This is a genomic window from Nostoc sp. TCL26-01 (assembly GCF_013393945.1).
Lineage (GTDB): Bacteria > Cyanobacteriota > Cyanobacteriia > Cyanobacteriales > Nostocaceae > Trichormus.
This window is the reverse complement of the sequence record NZ_CP040297.1, coordinates 5,291,776-5,307,392: the sequence shown is the minus strand read 5'-3', so window position 1 is coordinate 5,307,392 and position 15,617 is coordinate 5,291,776. Positions and strand designations below refer to the sequence as shown.

General features: G+C 43.3%; 17 protein-coding genes. 13 read left to right on the top strand and 4 right to left on the bottom strand.

Annotated elements, in window-relative coordinates; all coding sequences use genetic code 11:
* Window positions 1–93: 93 nt before the first annotated feature.
* Both FD725_RS22925 and FD725_RS22920 read left to right on the top strand, forming a co-directional pair.
* Window positions 94–588 carry a hypothetical protein gene (locus FD725_RS22925; protein WP_179050282.1) on the top strand — a complete coding sequence of 165 codons (495 nt, stop codon included), beginning with the start codon at window positions 94–96 and terminating at the stop codon, window positions 586–588.
* Window positions 589–594: 6 nt separating this feature from the next.
* Window positions 595–969: a hypothetical protein gene (locus FD725_RS22920; RefSeq protein WP_179050281.1), complete on the top strand. Its 375-nt coding sequence runs from the start codon at window positions 595–597 to the stop codon at window positions 967–969.
* A 90-nt stretch (window positions 970–1,059) separates the two neighbouring features.
* On the opposite strand, the gene FD725_RS22915 is transcribed toward FD725_RS22920, so the two are convergent.
* The 3 genes from FD725_RS22915 to hisF all read right to left on the bottom strand — a co-directional run bounded on the left by FD725_RS22915 (window position 1,060) and on the right by hisF (window position 3,558).
* Complete coding sequence (locus FD725_RS22915; protein ID WP_179050280.1) at window positions 1,060–1,944, bottom strand: ParA family protein; 885 nt, start codon at window positions 1,942–1,944, stop codon at window positions 1,060–1,062.
* Window positions 1,945–2,487: 543 nt separating this feature from the next.
* Window positions 2,488–2,679 carry a hypothetical protein gene (locus FD725_RS22910; RefSeq protein WP_179050279.1) on the bottom strand — a complete coding sequence of 64 codons (192 nt, stop codon included), beginning with the start codon at window positions 2,677–2,679 and terminating at the stop codon, window positions 2,488–2,490.
* Between the two features lie 105 nt (window positions 2,680–2,784).
* On the bottom strand, window positions 2,785–3,558 hold the full coding sequence (gene hisF / locus FD725_RS22905) for an imidazole glycerol phosphate synthase subunit HisF (RefSeq protein ID WP_179050278.1): 774 nt from the start codon (window positions 3,556–3,558) through the stop codon (window positions 2,785–2,787).
* A gap of 154 nt (window positions 3,559–3,712) precedes the next feature.
* On the opposite strand from hisF, the gene ruvB reads away from it, so the two are divergent.
* Both ruvB and FD725_RS22895 read left to right on the top strand, forming a co-directional pair.
* Window positions 3,713–4,813, top strand: coding sequence for a Holliday junction branch migration DNA helicase RuvB (ruvB, locus tag FD725_RS22900; protein WP_179050277.1), 1,101 nt, complete (start codon window positions 3,713–3,715; stop codon window positions 4,811–4,813).
* 118 nt (window positions 4,814–4,931) lie between these two features.
* On the top strand, window positions 4,932–5,738 hold the full coding sequence (locus FD725_RS22895; RefSeq protein WP_179051655.1) for a tetratricopeptide repeat protein: 807 nt from the start codon (window positions 4,932–4,934) through the stop codon (window positions 5,736–5,738).
* A 113-nt stretch (window positions 5,739–5,851) separates the two neighbouring features.
* Here the strand turns inward: FD725_RS22895 and gndA are convergent, their stop codons facing one another.
* A complete protein-coding gene (gndA, locus tag FD725_RS22890) occupies window positions 5,852–7,282 on the bottom strand; it encodes an NADP-dependent phosphogluconate dehydrogenase (RefSeq protein WP_179050276.1) in 1,431 nt (476 codons plus the stop codon).
* 333 nt (window positions 7,283–7,615) lie between these two features.
* Here gndA and FD725_RS22885 point away from each other — a divergent pair, with 333 nt between their 5' ends.
* The 9 genes from FD725_RS22885 (at window position 7,616) to psb28 (ending at window position 15,040) form a co-directional block, all read left to right on the top strand.
* Window positions 7,616–8,263: a Ycf66 family protein gene (locus FD725_RS22885; protein WP_179050275.1), complete on the top strand. Its 648-nt coding sequence runs from the start codon at window positions 7,616–7,618 to the stop codon at window positions 8,261–8,263.
* Between the two features lie 301 nt (window positions 8,264–8,564).
* Window positions 8,565–9,296 (top strand): DNA repair protein RadC, encoded by a 732-nt coding sequence (gene radC, locus FD725_RS22880; RefSeq protein WP_179050274.1) that lies wholly within the window; start codon window positions 8,565–8,567, stop codon window positions 9,294–9,296.
* 76 nt (window positions 9,297–9,372) lie between these two features.
* Window positions 9,373–10,470, top strand: a complete 1,098-nt coding sequence (gene rseP, locus FD725_RS22875; RefSeq protein ID WP_179050273.1) for an RIP metalloprotease RseP — start codon at window positions 9,373–9,375, stop codon at window positions 10,468–10,470.
* Window positions 10,446–11,120 carry an endonuclease III gene (gene nth / locus FD725_RS22870; RefSeq protein WP_179050272.1) on the top strand — a complete coding sequence of 225 codons (675 nt, stop codon included), beginning with the start codon at window positions 10,446–10,448 and terminating at the stop codon, window positions 11,118–11,120. The genes rseP and nth overlap by 25 nt, the downstream gene beginning before the upstream one ends.
* 99 nt (window positions 11,121–11,219) lie before the next feature.
* Window positions 11,220–11,942, top strand: coding sequence for an RNA methyltransferase (locus FD725_RS22865; RefSeq protein ID WP_179051654.1), 723 nt, complete (start codon window positions 11,220–11,222; stop codon window positions 11,940–11,942).
* A 213-nt stretch (window positions 11,943–12,155) separates the two neighbouring features.
* Window positions 12,156–12,374: a hypothetical protein gene (locus FD725_RS22860; RefSeq protein WP_179050271.1), complete on the top strand. Its 219-nt coding sequence runs from the start codon at window positions 12,156–12,158 to the stop codon at window positions 12,372–12,374.
* Window positions 12,367–12,816 carry an aspartyl protease family protein gene (locus FD725_RS22855; protein WP_179050270.1) on the top strand — a complete coding sequence of 150 codons (450 nt, stop codon included), beginning with the start codon at window positions 12,367–12,369 and terminating at the stop codon, window positions 12,814–12,816. The genes FD725_RS22860 and FD725_RS22855 overlap by 8 nt, the downstream gene beginning before the upstream one ends.
* A gap of 267 nt (window positions 12,817–13,083) precedes the next feature.
* On the top strand, window positions 13,084–14,565 hold the full coding sequence (locus FD725_RS22850; protein ID WP_179050269.1) for a serine hydrolase: 1,482 nt from the start codon (window positions 13,084–13,086) through the stop codon (window positions 14,563–14,565).
* 106 nt (window positions 14,566–14,671) lie between these two features.
* Complete coding sequence (psb28, locus tag FD725_RS22845; protein ID WP_179050268.1) at window positions 14,672–15,040, top strand: photosystem II reaction center protein Psb28; 369 nt, start codon at window positions 14,672–14,674, stop codon at window positions 15,038–15,040.
* Window positions 15,041–15,617: the final 577 nt, after the last annotated feature.

Here is a 15,617-nt window from a genome sequence, read left to right as displayed (position 1 = left end):
TAAACATGGATATTTTTCTGTGTTTAGGTATTTTGGTATTAAGCATAAGGTACACTCTAGCCTCTAGCACCTCACTAAAACGAGAAACGCTATATGATTCCGGGCAATTTTGGCAATATTTACTCAGATGAGCTAATTACTGCTACTGAGTTAAATCGTCAGCCTGGACTAGTTCTAGACAAGGCTTTAGAACATCCAGTGACAATTACTCGTAATGAGCAGTCTTTTGCATTATTACGCCGAGAGCAAGTAACTTCTCTTGTCAAGACAGCTACTCAAAGTAAGGCTGTTTTTGAAGCATTAACCGTTGCTTTTTCGTTATTACTTGGGAAAGAAATTGGCGGTGAACATCCTTATAGATGGTTAAGTGTATTTGACACAGATGATTTGCAAGAGTTTATCAAGGAGCTGAGTGAGGCTTTTCGGTTAATAGATTCCTCAACTACAGCATGGGAGATAATTGACATACTTATTCATGAATGGTACGAAAGTGCAATTGCGATCGCTAGTCCTGAACTAGCAGCAGCTTTTAGTACCGAAACTGATGAAGTCCCATTAACCAAACCATCTGCTTCTTTGGCTGTGTGAGAGAGTATGTCAGATAATCCTCCAGAAAATCTCATAGTAGAGAATGTAGAGCCGCCAGAAGTTAAACTGACGGCTTCTGTATTATTTGAGATACAAAGCACTTGGTTAGTCGTAGCTAAAAATCGTCGGGTAAATCGGGACTGGGAAGCTTTAATGCAGCGTCATCCAGAAAACACACATCGTTGTTATGAGGATTTATGTACAGCACCAACCACTAGACAGCCTGGGCGTGTTTTTCCTTTAAAGGGAAAACTCTACAAAGGAGCATGGGAATATGAGGTGACAAAAGGAGATAGAGTATTTTACGTTCCTGATTCTGAACAGTTGAAAGTCGTTGTTTACTATGCAGGAAAACATCCTTCCCCTGCACCTACTCCATAATTCTTACCCAGACAAATAAAATTTCTTTGTGCCTTTGTGGTTGAAAATTATTTCTCTACCACAGAGACACAGAGACACAAAGATGAAAATTTACAACTTCTGCAAAAGTTCCTGAGTTAATTGCAAAAACGCCTTAGAACCAGCTGACTGTGGTGCATTCAACACAGCAGGCATAAAACTATCCACTGCTTTTGCTACATTAATATCAATGGGAATTTGCGCTTTACAAATTTGCTCGACACCAAAATCTTCCACAACTCGGTGCATTACTTGTTTGTAATATCTACCTGTGAGTAAATTAGTATTACACATACTAAAGACAATACCCAGCATTTTGATATCTATCTTCGCTTCATGTTCATGACTATCTTTTAACTGGGCGATGCGTCTTTCTAAGAGTTGAATACCCACTACTGATAGAGGTTCTGGTTTGGCTGGCAGAATATAGAAATCACTGGCGGCTAAAGCACTACGAGTTAATAAATTATATCCAGGAGCGCAATCCAACAGAATAAAATCATATTGGTCACGGACAGGTTTTAAAATATTATTGATTAAAACTCTTTCAAACCGATTCCATACAGTTTCAAAGTCTTGTTCACCCAAAGCAACTGTTTGACGGTGTAGCATTTCGGAGACAACAAACTCATCATATAAATCGATATCTCCTGGTAATAAACTGAGTTCAGTAAGATTACAAACTTGAGTTTGAATAATATCGTCAATTGTTAACTTAGAGTTGGGATCTGGATTGATGACTTCATCAATTAAATATCTAAATGTCAGTCTTTGTTTACGTCGCTTGGCAAAGTCTAGTGGTGACATCAAGCTGAGTGTGGCACTGATTTGTGTATCTAAATCCAGTACCAGCACCTTCTTACCGTAATTTTTTGCCAAACAAGTAGCCAAGTTAACAGTGAGGGTGGTTTTTCCCACACCACCTTTCATATTTGCAGTAGCAATTACATATCCCATTTTTTATTTCCTCTGATGACGCATTCCCATTTGGATGGGAGAAATTTGTTGTTGCTGAATTTATACCGCAATCAGCAACGCTAGACATTTCCATGTAGGTTGCGTTGTTATACAGCGCCAAGCACTATCGATAATTCCAGGTGCGTTAGCCTACGGCATAACACAACGCCAGTCGCTACAACGGAGGAAACCTCCGCAACGCGCTGGCTCCCCTACTTCCTGATATCCATTACTTGAGCGCGGCAGTTTTGGTAGATTATACCTGCACACAAGCTTAATAGTGTCTATTTGAGTGAAAAAATTCTGTTGGACTTGAGATAAAGAAAAACTTTTTGCTCTGATAAGTTTTTCTGATATTTTTTTGGTAAAAATTACGCTGTACCTGTGTTGTTTCGCCACTCCCTAGCTTGACGAGAGTTTATCTTCACAGCCAAAGACAACTACAGATATTTAACCGCCGAAAAGATTTTTAACTAATTCTGGGGATTTCTGCCCCCTTTAGTAAATTTCTAGCTCGTTTTTTCATAAAGAAAACAGTGTCTACTACCTGACTTGTAATAAGTAACTCATACAATGTCCCATAAGGAAGTAAACTACTAACATAGCTGCGGCAGCTAATGCAACTAGCGTACCAGCCAACATGAGAGAAAATTCTTTATGTTGTACTGCCTTCTCCATCAGGTGCAGTGACCAAGCCACCAGCGCGACATCAAATAACAAAATAGGAATCAACATATTTTTTAATATTTATTAATACTTGTAAACTAATATTAACACCCTTCAAGAGAACTGTATCTAACCTGGGATAGATGTGGTGAGATTTCAATGATGTCTTTAGAATTACGCATATAAGCGTACAGGAACTTGACGATCGCACAAATAGTTTTTGATTTCTGCCACACTCAATTGACCGTAATGTAATAGTGATGCTAATAGAGCTGCTTCCGCTTTACCTTCAGTCAGTGCAGTATGGATATGTTCGCAGTTTCCCGCACCACCAGAAGCAATCACGGGGATTTCCACAGCCTCGGCGATCGCTTTTGTGAGTTCAATGTCATAACCAGCCTGAGTACCATCAGCATCCATACTTGTCACCAATAGTTCTCCTGCACCGCGTTGTGCGACTTCTTTTGCCCAAAGTAAGGCATCTAAGCCGGTATTTTCTCTGCCTCCCCGCACATACACATCCCACCCTGGATTATTTGGTTCAAGTCTACGCCTAGCATCAATTGCCACAACTATGCACTGATTACCAAAGCGATCGCTTGCCCGATTAATCAAGTCTGGATCTCTTACCGCCGCAGAGTTAATACTAACCTTGTCTGCGCCAGCTCGTAACAAAGCTTTAACATTTTCTAAGGATTGAATCCCCCCACCTACAGTCAGAGGAATAAAGACTTGTTCAGCAGTCCGGTACACCACATCAAAAATAATATCCCGGTCTTCATGAGTAGCTGTAATATCCAGAAACACTAACTCATCAGCCCCAGCCTCGTTGTAAACCTTAGCCAATTCCACAGGATCACCAGCATCTTTCAGGTTGACAAAATTAACTCCTTTTACAACCCTTCCCGCCTTCACATCTAAACAAGGTAAGATTCTTTTAGATAACATAATATTTTTTTTACTCCTGGGTAATTGTCCGGAATTTAAATTTTAAATTGACGTGGGTATTTTCCCACCAAAATCTTCGCAACCGTGTCTATTAGCAGTCATCCGGCGGGGATTTAGCGCAAACAGTCCTAAAATCGAAGTCTCAAGCTGAATTATGGCGATTATCTCCTCAAAAAAACAGCCTCCAGAACCAAACGGACAACCACAGAAGCATCGGGAGTCAACAAAAGCACTTGCCAAAGAAAGCATTTTGCAACCTGAAGCTGCCATTGATGAACAAGGTAAGCAAGAAGAAACTATCAGACCACAAAAATTTGCTGATTACATCGGGCAAAAAGACCTTAAAGATGTATTGGATATTGCCATTAAAGCCGCCAAGTCGCGGGGTGAAGTTTTGGATCACCTGTTACTGTATGGGCCGCCAGGATTAGGTAAAACAACAATGGCAATGATATTAGCATCGGAGATGGGAGTCAATTATAAAATTACTAGTGCGCCAGCCTTAGAACGTCCCAGAGATATTGTTGGACTACTGGTAAACCTGAAACCTGGTGATATTTTATTTATTGATGAGATTCATCGCCTCTCGCGGATGACTGAAGAAATTCTCTATCCAGCAATGGAAGATTACCGCTTGGATATTACTGTAGGCAAAGGTTCCAGCGCCAAGATTCGCAGTTTACCATTGGCTAAATTTACGTTAATCGGAGCGACAACCCGCGTCGGTGCTTTAACTTCACCATTGCGCGATCGCTTTGGCTTAATTCAAAAACTACGCTTTTATGAAATTGACGAACTCAGTAAAATTGTCTTACGTACCTCTCAGTTACTACAAACAACAGTCACTGTAGATGGCGCAACAGAAATTGCTCGCCGTTCACGGGGAACACCACGGATAGCCAATCGCCTACTCAAACGTGTACGAGATTACGCCCAAGTCAAATCCTGCCAAGAAGTCACTGAAAGCGTCGCCGCCGAAGCCTTACAACTGTTTCAAGTCGATCCCTGTGGTTTAGATTGGACAGACAGACGGATGTTAAGTGTGATCATTGAACAATTCAATGGCGGCCCTGTAGGCTTAGAAACAATCGCCGCCGCCACGGGTGAAGACACTCAAACCATCGAGGAAGTATACGAACCCTACCTCATGCAAATTGGTTACTTAAGCCGAACTCCCCGTGGACGTACAGCCACCAAAGCCGCTTACAAGCATATGGGGTTTACGCCGCCGAATGAGCAGTTGTCCATATTGTAGTGAGTGCTGAGTGGGGAGTAATGAGTGCTGAGTGCTGAGTGGGGAGTGGGGAGTGGTAATTCTTATTTTCTGCTACTCCCGCATATTTTATGTTCCAATACACAAATTAGCCAAAATGATTATTAAATTAATTGGTATTTTTATCAGTTTGTCATTTGCGTTTGGCTGGGTGACACCAGTCATGGCACAAACTCAACAATCGACAATCACCCCAGAACAAATAGCCCAAGGGGAAGAATTGACAAATCAGGCATTTGCTGCTACCAATAAGGGTGATTTTGTCACAGCCGAAAAGTATTGGACAGAGATTATTGAGAATTTCCCTACAAACGCGGGTGCTTGGAGTAACCGGGGCAATTCGCGTGTGAGTCAGAATAAATTACAAGCAGCATTGACAGATTACAACAAAGCTATAGAATTAGCTCCCAATGTCACCGATCCTTATTTAAATCGGGGTACAGCTTTAGAAGGTTTAGGGAAATGGGAAGAGGCGATCGCTGATTATAATCATGTCTTAGAATTAGATCCCAACGACGCTATGGCGTACAACAATCGTGGCAATGCCAAGACGGGTTTAGGGAAATGGGCAGAAGCGATCGTAGACTATAAACAATCATTTAACATGGCTCCTAATTTTGCCTTTGCTCGTGCTAACTACGCCCTCGCCCTCTATGAAACTGGGCAAACTGACCAAGCCATCCGGGAAATGAGAAACATTACTCGTAAATACCCCAACTTTGCTGATGTCCGTGCAGCTCTCACAGCAGCTTACTGGGTAAATGGACAAAAAGGTGAAGCTGAAAGCAACTGGGTAGCAGCTTATGGTTTAGACAGCAGATACAAGGATATCAACTGGGTAAAAAATATCCGTCGCTGGCCTCCGAGTATCGCATCGGCTTTGGAGAAATTTTTGAAAATTCAGTAGAGTGAAGTTTTTACCACAGAGACACAAAGACACAGAGAATCCTTGACAAAAAAAGGCTCTGACAACTCAGAGCCTTTTTCACAAAATACTAGAGACGTAGAAACTAGAAAAGTTTACTTCTCAGCTTCAGCGATGGGAACCCATTCTGTGTGGAATGAGCCAGCTTTATCAGTACGGAGGTAGGTGTGTGCGCCGAAGTAGTCGCGTTGTGCTTGAGTGAGATTTTGGGGTAGGCGATCGCGGCGATAGCTGTCAAAATAATCCAAGGATGCGCTAAACGCTGGCACAGGGATACCGAGTTTGGCAGCTGTGATAATCACTTCCCGCCAAGCTGCTTGTCTATCGAGAATTGTTTGCTTAAATTCTGGAGCTAGTAGCAGGTTAGGCAATGCTGGATTTTCGTTAAAAGCCTTCTTAATCTTATTTAAGAAGCCAGCGCGAATAATACAACCACCCTTCCAAATCCGCGCCAATTCACTCAGATTCAAATTCCAATTAAATGTTTTGGAAGCTGTAGATAGCAAAGCCATCCCTTGAGCGTAAGAACAAATCTTGGAGCAGTAGAGAGCATCCCGGACTTTGTTGATAAACTCTTGGGTAGAGCCATCATACTTACCACTGGGGCCTGTCAGTTGCTTAGATGCGGCTATCCGTTCATCTCGAATCGAAGAGATAATCCGAGCATTCACGGCTGCGGTGATGGTGGGGATAGAAACGCCCAATTCTAGAGCAGTTTGGACAGTCCAGCGTCCAGTTCCCTTTTGGCCGGCTGCGTCCACAATCAAGTCAACCAAGGGTAGATTGGTATCTGGGTCAATGTAAGGGAAGATATTAGCTGTGATCTCAATCAAGAATGAATTGAGTTCATCGGTAGTATTCCATTCCGCAAACACTTCATGCAGCTGATTGTGGTCGAGTCCACCAGCATTTTTCAGCAAATCGTAGGCTTCTGCAATCAACTGCATATCGCCGTACTCAATCCCGTTGTGTACCATCTTGACATAGTGACCGGAACCACCAGGGCCAACATAAGTTACACAAGGGCCATCATCAACTTGGGCAGCAATTTTGTTAAAAATTGGTGATAGATACTCGTAGGAACTTTGTGTTCCTCCAGGCATAAGTGAGGGGCCATTTAGCGCGCCTTCTTCACCACCACTGACACCCATACCTAAAAACCGCAAACCTGCGGGTTCTAGTTCTTGAGTCCGTCTTTGGGTATCTTCAAACCAAGAGTTGCCACCATCGATGATGATATCGCCTTCATCTAACAGAGGTTTTAGCTGCTGAATGACTGCATCCACTGGCTTACCAGCTTGCACCATCACCAGAATTTTGCGGGGACGTTCTAGTGCAGCAACAAACTCTTCTAGGGTAAAGGCGGCTTTCACATTGCGGCCTACAGCGCGCTGTGCCATGAAAGCATCGGTTTTTTCTCTGGAGCGATTGTAAACTGCAATTGGAAAGCCATTACGCTCGACGTTCAGAGCGATATTCTCGCCCATAACGGCTAAACCAATCACACCAAAGCTTTGTAGTGTCATAAACTATAGTTTGGCTAACTCTTGCAGGTTCTTTCATCTTTAAGGGTAGACTGAGAATTTATCTTCTCCCGTAAAGAAGACATTAAGAGTTGCTTTAAACTACAAAAAATCACGGACAGCATAAATAATTAGTTTTAATTTGTATCTAAATCAACAATTAACTTGGAAAATTTGCGAAATTAGGGACTGGGTACTAGTGACTAGGGATTAGGAACTGGGAAAAGCAGGAAGATGGAGATAAACGTATAGACAAGCAGGAAGTAATTCTCAACTCTAATTACCTAATCCCCAGTCCCCAGTTCCCAATCCCTTAGTTAAAGGAGTAACCAAAAAATGCTGGCAAATGTCCTAGCCTTGGTGGTTGGCCTTGGTAGTTTAGCGATTTACTTAGCAGCTTTCTTTTTTCCTGAAATCCACCGCAAGAATGATTTTATTTGGAGTGGTGTAGGGCTTTTCTATGCTTTAGTGTTGTGGATTTTCGCACCACGTATTTCTGGTGGTCTTTTACTCGGCCATGTGGCTAGTGTGGCTCTTTTGGTGTGGTTTGGTTGGCAAACTCTCTCACTACGTCGCCAGTTGACACCACAAGCACAGCAAACGCCAGTACCCAGTTCTGAGGCTGTGAGATCAACTATTCAAGAACAAGCTACTAAGTTTTCTCTACAAGAACGAGTTGCGCAATTGCAACAGGGTGTTGGTAGTACATTCAGTGGTTGGAAAAACAAGATACAACAGCCTGGGGAGTCAAAAACTACTGCTATCCCTCGTCTTACAGATGAACCAGCTGAGGAAGTAGTTACCACTACTGAACCTCAAGCTGCCACAATACCAGAAGTCATTCCCCCCCATCCCCCATCCCCTGAACTGGTAGAAGCAGCTCAAGTAGATACGGAAGTAGAGAACAAACAACCAATTCCTGTGGAAGAAATCGCTCCTGATGCGATACTTGCTCCCCCCGCAGAAACACCACCAGAAAATTAAGATCAACAGATCATATCTTGCACCAAGCGACTAGAAGTCGCAGCTACACAGACAAAACCCGCCTACGCGAGTTAAAAGCTTGATTTTACGTTAGTCCGCGCAGGCGGACTACGCTTCTCTACGAGACGCTACGCGAAGGTCACAAAGACTTGTTGAACTCACGTTGTTTTAGGTAAGATAAGCAGCCAAGAAAAAATCAGCAAAAATTAAAAACTTTATCAATTTCCCGATGATTGTGAACGCAAACAAGGGATAACTAACAATAGTTGCATCTATCGACGACTATTTTGCTAGTTTTTCTATGACCTATTGCCTGAGAATTGCTGATATACCCACAAATGAGCGTCCCCGTGAACGATTAATCACCTATGGGCCAAAAGTGTTGGCGACAGCCGAGTTAATCGCCATTCTGTTAGGAACTGGGCAAGGGCCAGGCAAACTGTCAGCTGTTGGTTTAGGGCAGTATATCTTACAAGAACTGGGAAAAAATCAGCGTGATGCTTTGGCAGTGTTGCGGGAAGTCACCCCGGCTGAATTGATGCAGATTCCGGGAATTGGCCCAGCTAAAGCCACCACAATTTTGGCGGCAATTGAATTAGGTAAACGTGCGTTTCAATCCCGTCCTTTAGAGCGTACACCAATTGATAGCCCAGTGACAGCCGCCGCCGCTCTGAGTCAAGACTTGATGTGGCAAGCCCAAGAACGTTTTGCAGTCTTGTTATTGGATGTGAAAAATCGTTTAATTGGTACACAAGTCATTTCCATCGGCACAGCGACTGAGACTTTAGCCTCACCTAGAGAGATTTTTCGAGAAGTAATTCGCCAAGGTGCAACACGGACAATAGTTGCTCACAATCATCCTTCAGGTAATGTGGAACCCAGCCCAGAAGATATAGAATTGACACGCCAACTATTAGCAGGCGCGCAGTTATTGGGAATTCCTCTGTTAGATCATTTGATTTTGGGCGATGGCAATCATCAGAGTTTGCGAGAGATTAGTACCTTGTGGAATGAATACCCCCAAGGAGATTGACGCTTTAAGTCCTGCACCGATTCCAGAACCACTACAATAAAGACATATATTCCGCTTATTTTGATTAACTTGCTTTATGTCAGTTTTAGCAGCGATCGCAGTCTTGGCTGTATTAATCTTGGTACACGAGTTGGGACATTTTGTCGCCGCCCGTTCTCAAGGTATTCACGTGAATCGTTTTTCTTTGGGCTTTGGGCCGATTTTGTGGAAATACCAAGGTTCAGAAACTGAATATGCTATCCGGGCTTTTCCCTTGGGTGGGTTTGTGGGTTTCCCCGATGATGATCCCGATAGTGATATTCCTCCCAATGACCCGAATCTGCTGCGTAACCGTCCAATTTTAGACCGGGCGATCGTCATTAGTGCAGGTGTCATTGCCAATTTAATTTTTGCTTATATGCTACTGGTAGCTCAAGTTGGCATCGTTGGTGTAGGGCAAGCTAGTCAGCCTGGGGTGTTAGTCCAACAATTAGCACCAGAAGTTAGTTCTGTCGCCACTAACGCTGGACTCAAACCCGGTGATGTAATTCTTGCTGCTAATGAAAAACAATTTGGCACTTCGCTCCAAGAAATAGAGACTTTAAGAAACATCATTAAAACCAATGCTGGCAAGTCTATCGAACTAAAAATTGCCCGTGGTGCAGAAAAGCTAGAACTAAATGTCATCCCTGATGCTAAACCCAGTGGTGGTAGTATCGGTATTGGCCTTGCACCTAACGGTAAAGTTGAGCGTCTACCAGTTACTAACCCTACCAAAGCTTTAAGCATCGGTGCAAGTGAATTTCAGCGCATTGTCGTCATGACATTTAAAGGGTTTGGACAGCTGATCACCAACTTTGGTGAAACAGCAGGCCAAGTCGCTGGCCCGATCAAAATTGTGGAAATTGGCGCGAATATCGCTCAAAATGATACAGGTAGTTTGTTTTTCTTTGCCGCTTTAATTAGCATCAACTTGGCGATCATTAATATTTTGCCTCTTCCCGCATTAGATGGCGGACAATTAGCATTTTTGCTGATTGAAGGTTTACGTGGTAAACCTTTACCTAATCGGATTCAAGAAGGTGTCATGCAAACTGGGTTAATGCTGTTGTTAGGGCTGGGAATTTTTCTCATTGTCAAAGAGACTACCCAATTAACTACGCAATTGGAGTGGGTGCAGAAGTTATTCCAGTGAGTACTAAGCGCAAATCTCTCTCTTTGAAGCAGCGAGCGTTAGAAATTCTCTCACGCCTAAAACGTCTTTATCCAGATGCAACCTGCTCTCTTAACTACACTACACCAGTGCAGTTACTGGTGGCGACGATTCTCTCGGCTCAATGTACAGATGAGCGAGTGAATCTAGTCACCCCTGCTTTATTTAGTCGGTTTCCTGATGCTGCTAGTTTAGCTAATGCTGATTTGGCAGAATTGGAAACCTTGGTGCGTTCTACAGGTTTCTATCGCAATAAAGCGAAGAATATTCAAGGCGCTTGTCGGATGATTGTCAATGAGTATAACTCTGTAGTTCCCAACACAATGGAGCAGTTATTGAAACTGCCTGGGGTGGCTAGAAAGACAGGAAATGTAGTCTTGGCTCATGCTTATGGCATCAACGCCGGGGTGACAGTGGATACCCATGTGAAGCGCCTCAGCCAACGCTTAGGTTTAACCAAATATCCAGACCCCATTCACATTGAACAAGATTTAATGAAGTTACTACCACAACCAGATTGGGAAAATTGGTCAATTCGCCTAATTTATCACGGTCGTGCTGTCTGTAAAGCCCGTTCTCCCCTATGTGAGGCTTGCGAACTGTCGGATTTATGTCCATCTGTTGCTAAGTAATAAATTTTTCTGTGTCTTGGTGTCTTTGTGGTAAAAAAGTAATTTATTGAACATCAAAACACTGAGACACAAAGTCAAGACTAAGATTGAGAGGTGAAAATGGGATTAGCTGGGGTAAGAATTGTGTTGGTGGAACCGGCTGGCCCCTTGAACGTAGGTGCGATCGCTCGCGTGATGAAAAATTTCGGTCTAGAACATTTATTATTAGTTAATCCTCAATGTGACCCACTGTCTGAGGAAGCGATGAAGATGGCAGTTCATGCCAAAGAAATTTTAGAGTCGGCAATCATAGTCAATACATTACCAGAAGCATTGCAAGGATGTATCCGAGCGATCGCCACAACAGGCCGGGATTGCAATTGGGACGCACCTTTAGAAAATCCGCGCACAGTCTTACCTTGGTTACTAGCAGAAATTGGTCAACCCTCAGCGCTGATTTTTGGTAGAGAAGACCGAGGATTAAGCAATGAGGAGTTAAATTATGCCCAGCGATTTATGCGAATTCCCACCAGTCCCAACTATGTTTCACTCAATTTGGCGACTGCTGTCAGTATCTGTTGTTATGAACTATCACAAAGTATCCCGCAACCAGAAATTGCATCTATGATCAAGGCTGATTTTGCTCCCTTAGAACTCATGGAAGCATATTATCAACAACTAGAATCCTTACTATTAGAAATTGGTTATTTATATCCCCATACAGCCAACAGCCGGATGGAAAAATTCCGTCAAATCTATAACCGCGCACATCTACAAACTCAAGAAGTCGCCTTATTGCGCGGGATAATCAGGCAAGTTGAATGGGCGATTCGTAATTCGTAATACCCTATGGGTTCCCACGACATAATAGACATCTGGTGAAAATGAATGTAGAGACGTTGCAGTGCAACGTCTCTACAAGGATTTCGGGCAACGCAGAATTAAATTCGGTCGATGTCTAATGGGCTGTGTCTAGGATCTATAGATGCGATCGCTAAATTAAAATGAAAGAGCGATCGCATCCTTTCACTAACCCTCAGATGAGGAAATTCTCAAATGCCATTAGCTGAACTTATGTTACAAATCCAGGAACTTTCAAAAATCGACAAGCTTCGGTTAATGCAGTTCCTGGCGACAGAACTTGTTAAGGAAGAAGATGCAAACTTCTTTGTTGCGAACCGGGAGTATCCGGTCTGGTCGCCGTACAATTGTTCTGATGCTGCTAATGTCTTGATGAATCTTCTGGCGACAAAGCAGCAAGAGAATAATGGTTGACACTCAAAGATTTTCCTACAAAATTATTGATAGTAGCATTGGCATGGTCGATAGAATGCCCTATCTGCCCTTGACCCTCAGTTCTAACGGTCATTCCTTGAACGTTGAAGGCTTATTGGACACAGGCGCAAGCGTTAATGTTTTGCCTTACGAAATAGGAATGCAACTGGGTTTTATCTGGGATAATGAGACGCTCTCAGTTGTGTTGGCAGGAAATTTGGCTCGATTTGAAGCTCGTGCAGTCGTTGTTGATGCTCAAGTCAGTTCATTCTCCACAATTAACCTAGCATTTGCCTGGACACAAGCACCCAATGTGCCTTTGATCTTGGGACAGGCTAATTTCTTCTTTGAGTTTGATGTCTGCTTCTTCCGTGCGCGTTCTGAGTTTGAAATTTGCTCCAAGCAGGATAAAATTTCTGGAAGTCCGAAATCTGACAGTTAACCAACACAAGACATTATTTACGAATCTGGTATAATTCATTGTCTAATATTTACGCAACTATTCCCCAAAATGGTGAATATAGCTTAAACTAAACACAAAAATGCTACTAAGTAGTATTTGAAGACTAAAAAGAGGCTAGGGACTAGTATTATTACTCAGGACTCAGCACTCAATAACTTTTAAGATTTCCGCATCAAGCTGCTTACGGAGTGGGTTTGGGTTCGGGAGTCGTCAGGAAAAAATTCGAGTGAGTCACAAGGAGTGGCAGTGTCAGAGTCAAGTGACAAACTAAGAACTTTCTCGCGGCGTGAACCCGTAAACGGCCGCCAGCCGCGTAGAGTACCCAAAGCGGAACCGAAAAGAGTGAGAGTTCCTAATCAAAACCGTGCTGTGGCAGAAGCACCAGCAGCTAACCGCTTTAATAATAATATTGTGCCGCCAGCGATCGCCTCTGGAGGTGGCAGAACCAGACAGGGATTGGTCATGCCTAGTGCCGTTAAGCCGATCCCGAAAACCAAAGCGCCAATGCCACAGTCTAGACCGAATCATGTCAAAGTGAAGACAGTACGAGTTCAGAAGCAACCGATGACAAAAATCGGCAGAAAAGTTTCCCGCAAGACACGATTAAAGCCAATGGCTAGAGCCATTTTGTATGCTGTGCGGTTATTAATCGTGGGAGTGGGGATTGGGGCAATCGTTGGTACAGTGTTGTCAGTTTTAGATCCAGCAACTCGCATCGCGCCGACATCTACCCCCTCTAACACTACCAATCCAGGACAAACTCAGTCAAAATCTCAGCCCAGCAATCCCACAGCTTTATACTTGTCTCAAGAACTTATACCCCTGAAAAATTCCGTACAAGAATTGGCAGCAGCCAGTCCCAACCTCACCCCCGGAGTTTTCTTGGTAGATTTAGACACGGGTGGTTATGTAGATATTAATGCGGCTAACGGTTTGCCAGCAGCTAGCACGATTAAAATCCCGATTTTAGTGGCATTTTTCCAGGATGTTGATGCGGGAAAAATTCGTCTAGATGAAATGCTGACGATGCAACAAGAGATGATAGCTGGCGGTTCAGGACAATTCCAATACAAGCCAGCAGGAACTCAGTATCCAGCCTTGGAAGTCGCTACCAAAATGATTACCATTAGCGACAATACAGCTACCAATATACTCATCGCTCGACTGGGAGGCATAGCTGCACTCAATGAGCGTTTTCGCAGTTGGGGATTAACAACTACAGTCATCCGCAACCAACTCCCAGATTTACCAGGGACAAACACCACCAGTCCCAAAGAATTGGGTAGCTTGATGGCGATGGTGAGTCAGGGAAATTTGGTGAGTATGCGATCGCGTGACCAAATTCTCGATATCATGCGTCGGACACAACGCGATAATCTGTTACCTGCTGGTTTAGGTGCAGGGGCAAGGGTATATCATAAAACGGGCGATATTGGCACTGTGTTAGCAGATGCAGGCTTAATTGATACGCCTACAGGTAAGCGTTATGTCGTTGCTGTCATGGTACAACGTCCCAATAACGACCCCCGCGCTGAAAAACTCATCAGCTCGATTTCTCGTGCAGCTTACCAACAATTCATCCAGAGTGAGCCTACACCCAGCAATACAACCAGTACTGTACCTCCAACTGGTTATCCATCGCCAGTAAATAATTCTCCTGTACCCAACATACCTGTAACTGGCTATCCAACCCCTGTTCTCAATCCCCAATATTACCCACCAAGATAAATATTGGGTCATGAGTCAACGGTCATTGGCAATGGTAATGCTACCAAAATTGTTTTTTAATTAATACTTTCAAGCCAAAATTTAAAATCTAAAATCTTAAATTGGTATGACATCTACCACCCCTTCGATTCAATTTTTTGCTGGCATTTTTGAAGAATTAAGTAACGTCAGCTTGCGACGGGAAGTCCGTACTGGTAAACGCATCGTCATGATGAAATTCAATCAACTACAAGCCATTGCTGGGTTGAATAGCTTTACAAAACAATCACTAAACTCCTTACTTCTCACTGATGAAGAAGGCGAAATTAGTATCACCCCTTCTTCGACAAAATTTATTTTTGGCGGTGACGAAGGTGATGAACTACAGGGGGTAGAGTGCCAATTTGCAGTTGAACAAGATGATCATTGGGAGCGATTCATGCGCTTTATGAATCGTTACGCCGAAGCTAATGGGATGGAATATGGCGAACGTTAATTAAGTCATGACTATTAACAGGGAACAGGGACGGTCTACTACTTCTTTTGATATCCAAGGTTCGGTGGAGGTTTTGCGTAACCCAAGATGATCGGAGAAACCCAATGTATATCTTGGTGTTGAGTAAAGCTACCGCTACAATCAAGTAAACTACTCACACTGACCCGAAGCGGGTACAGTGTGGGCTTTTAGTAGCCCTGAACTGTCTGTACTGAGTTCACAGCATAAACAGTTCGAGCCTCTGGGCGACACTGACCTGAAGCGGGTACAGTGTGGGCTTTTAGTAGCCCTGAACTGTCTGTACTGAGTTCACAGCATAAACAGTTCGAGCCTCTGGGCGAGTTTACAAGAGTCACCCCGATAGCAGATATATTCCTACTGCCGTTATAGTCGGCATCCCCACTCCAAAAACAAGCCTCATTGATACATTTGAAACGTTTGTCAGAACGCAGTCCAATATGTAGGCATTGATGACTAATCAATTGTGAATCTGACTGTAGAATTGCAATTTTTCTCTCAAGATATGCAAAATAATTTGCCTAACCAGAAAAAATCCTTCACAATATTGTTAATTTTC

Bases quoted from the DNA above. Each gene is read 5' to 3' on its own strand.
- ruvB (WP_179050277.1), top strand. From the start codon at position 3,713: ATGGCGATTATCTCCTCAAAAAAACAGCCTCCAGAACCAAACGGACAA.
- radC (WP_179050274.1), top strand. From the start codon at position 8,565: ATGACCTATTGCCTGAGAATTGCTGATATACCCACAAATGAGCGTCCC.
- FD725_RS22865 (WP_179051654.1), top strand. From the start codon at position 11,220: ATGGGATTAGCTGGGGTAAGAATTGTGTTGGTGGAACCGGCTGGCCCC.
- FD725_RS22910 (WP_179050279.1), bottom strand. From the start codon at position 2,679: ATGTTGATTCCTATTTTGTTATTTGATGTCGCGCTGGTGGCTTGGTCA.
- rseP (WP_179050273.1), top strand. From the start codon at position 9,373: ATGTCAGTTTTAGCAGCGATCGCAGTCTTGGCTGTATTAATCTTGGTA.
- FD725_RS22925 (WP_179050282.1), top strand. From the start codon at position 94: ATGATTCCGGGCAATTTTGGCAATATTTACTCAGATGAGCTAATTACT.
- psb28 (WP_179050268.1), top strand. From the start codon at position 14,672: ATGACATCTACCACCCCTTCGATTCAATTTTTTGCTGGCATTTTTGAA.
- FD725_RS22915 (WP_179050280.1), bottom strand. From the start codon at position 1,944: ATGGGATATGTAATTGCTACTGCAAATATGAAAGGTGGTGTGGGAAAA.
- FD725_RS22885 (WP_179050275.1), top strand. From the start codon at position 7,616: ATGCTGGCAAATGTCCTAGCCTTGGTGGTTGGCCTTGGTAGTTTAGCG.
- gndA (WP_179050276.1), bottom strand. From the start codon at position 7,282: ATGACACTACAAAGCTTTGGTGTGATTGGTTTAGCCGTTATGGGCGAG.
- FD725_RS22920 (WP_179050281.1), top strand. From the start codon at position 595: ATGTCAGATAATCCTCCAGAAAATCTCATAGTAGAGAATGTAGAGCCG.
- FD725_RS22860 (WP_179050271.1), top strand. From the start codon at position 12,156: ATGCCATTAGCTGAACTTATGTTACAAATCCAGGAACTTTCAAAAATC.
- FD725_RS22855 (WP_179050270.1), top strand. From the start codon at position 12,367: ATGGTTGACACTCAAAGATTTTCCTACAAAATTATTGATAGTAGCATT.
- hisF (WP_179050278.1), bottom strand. From the start codon at position 3,558: ATGTTATCTAAAAGAATCTTACCTTGTTTAGATGTGAAGGCGGGAAGG.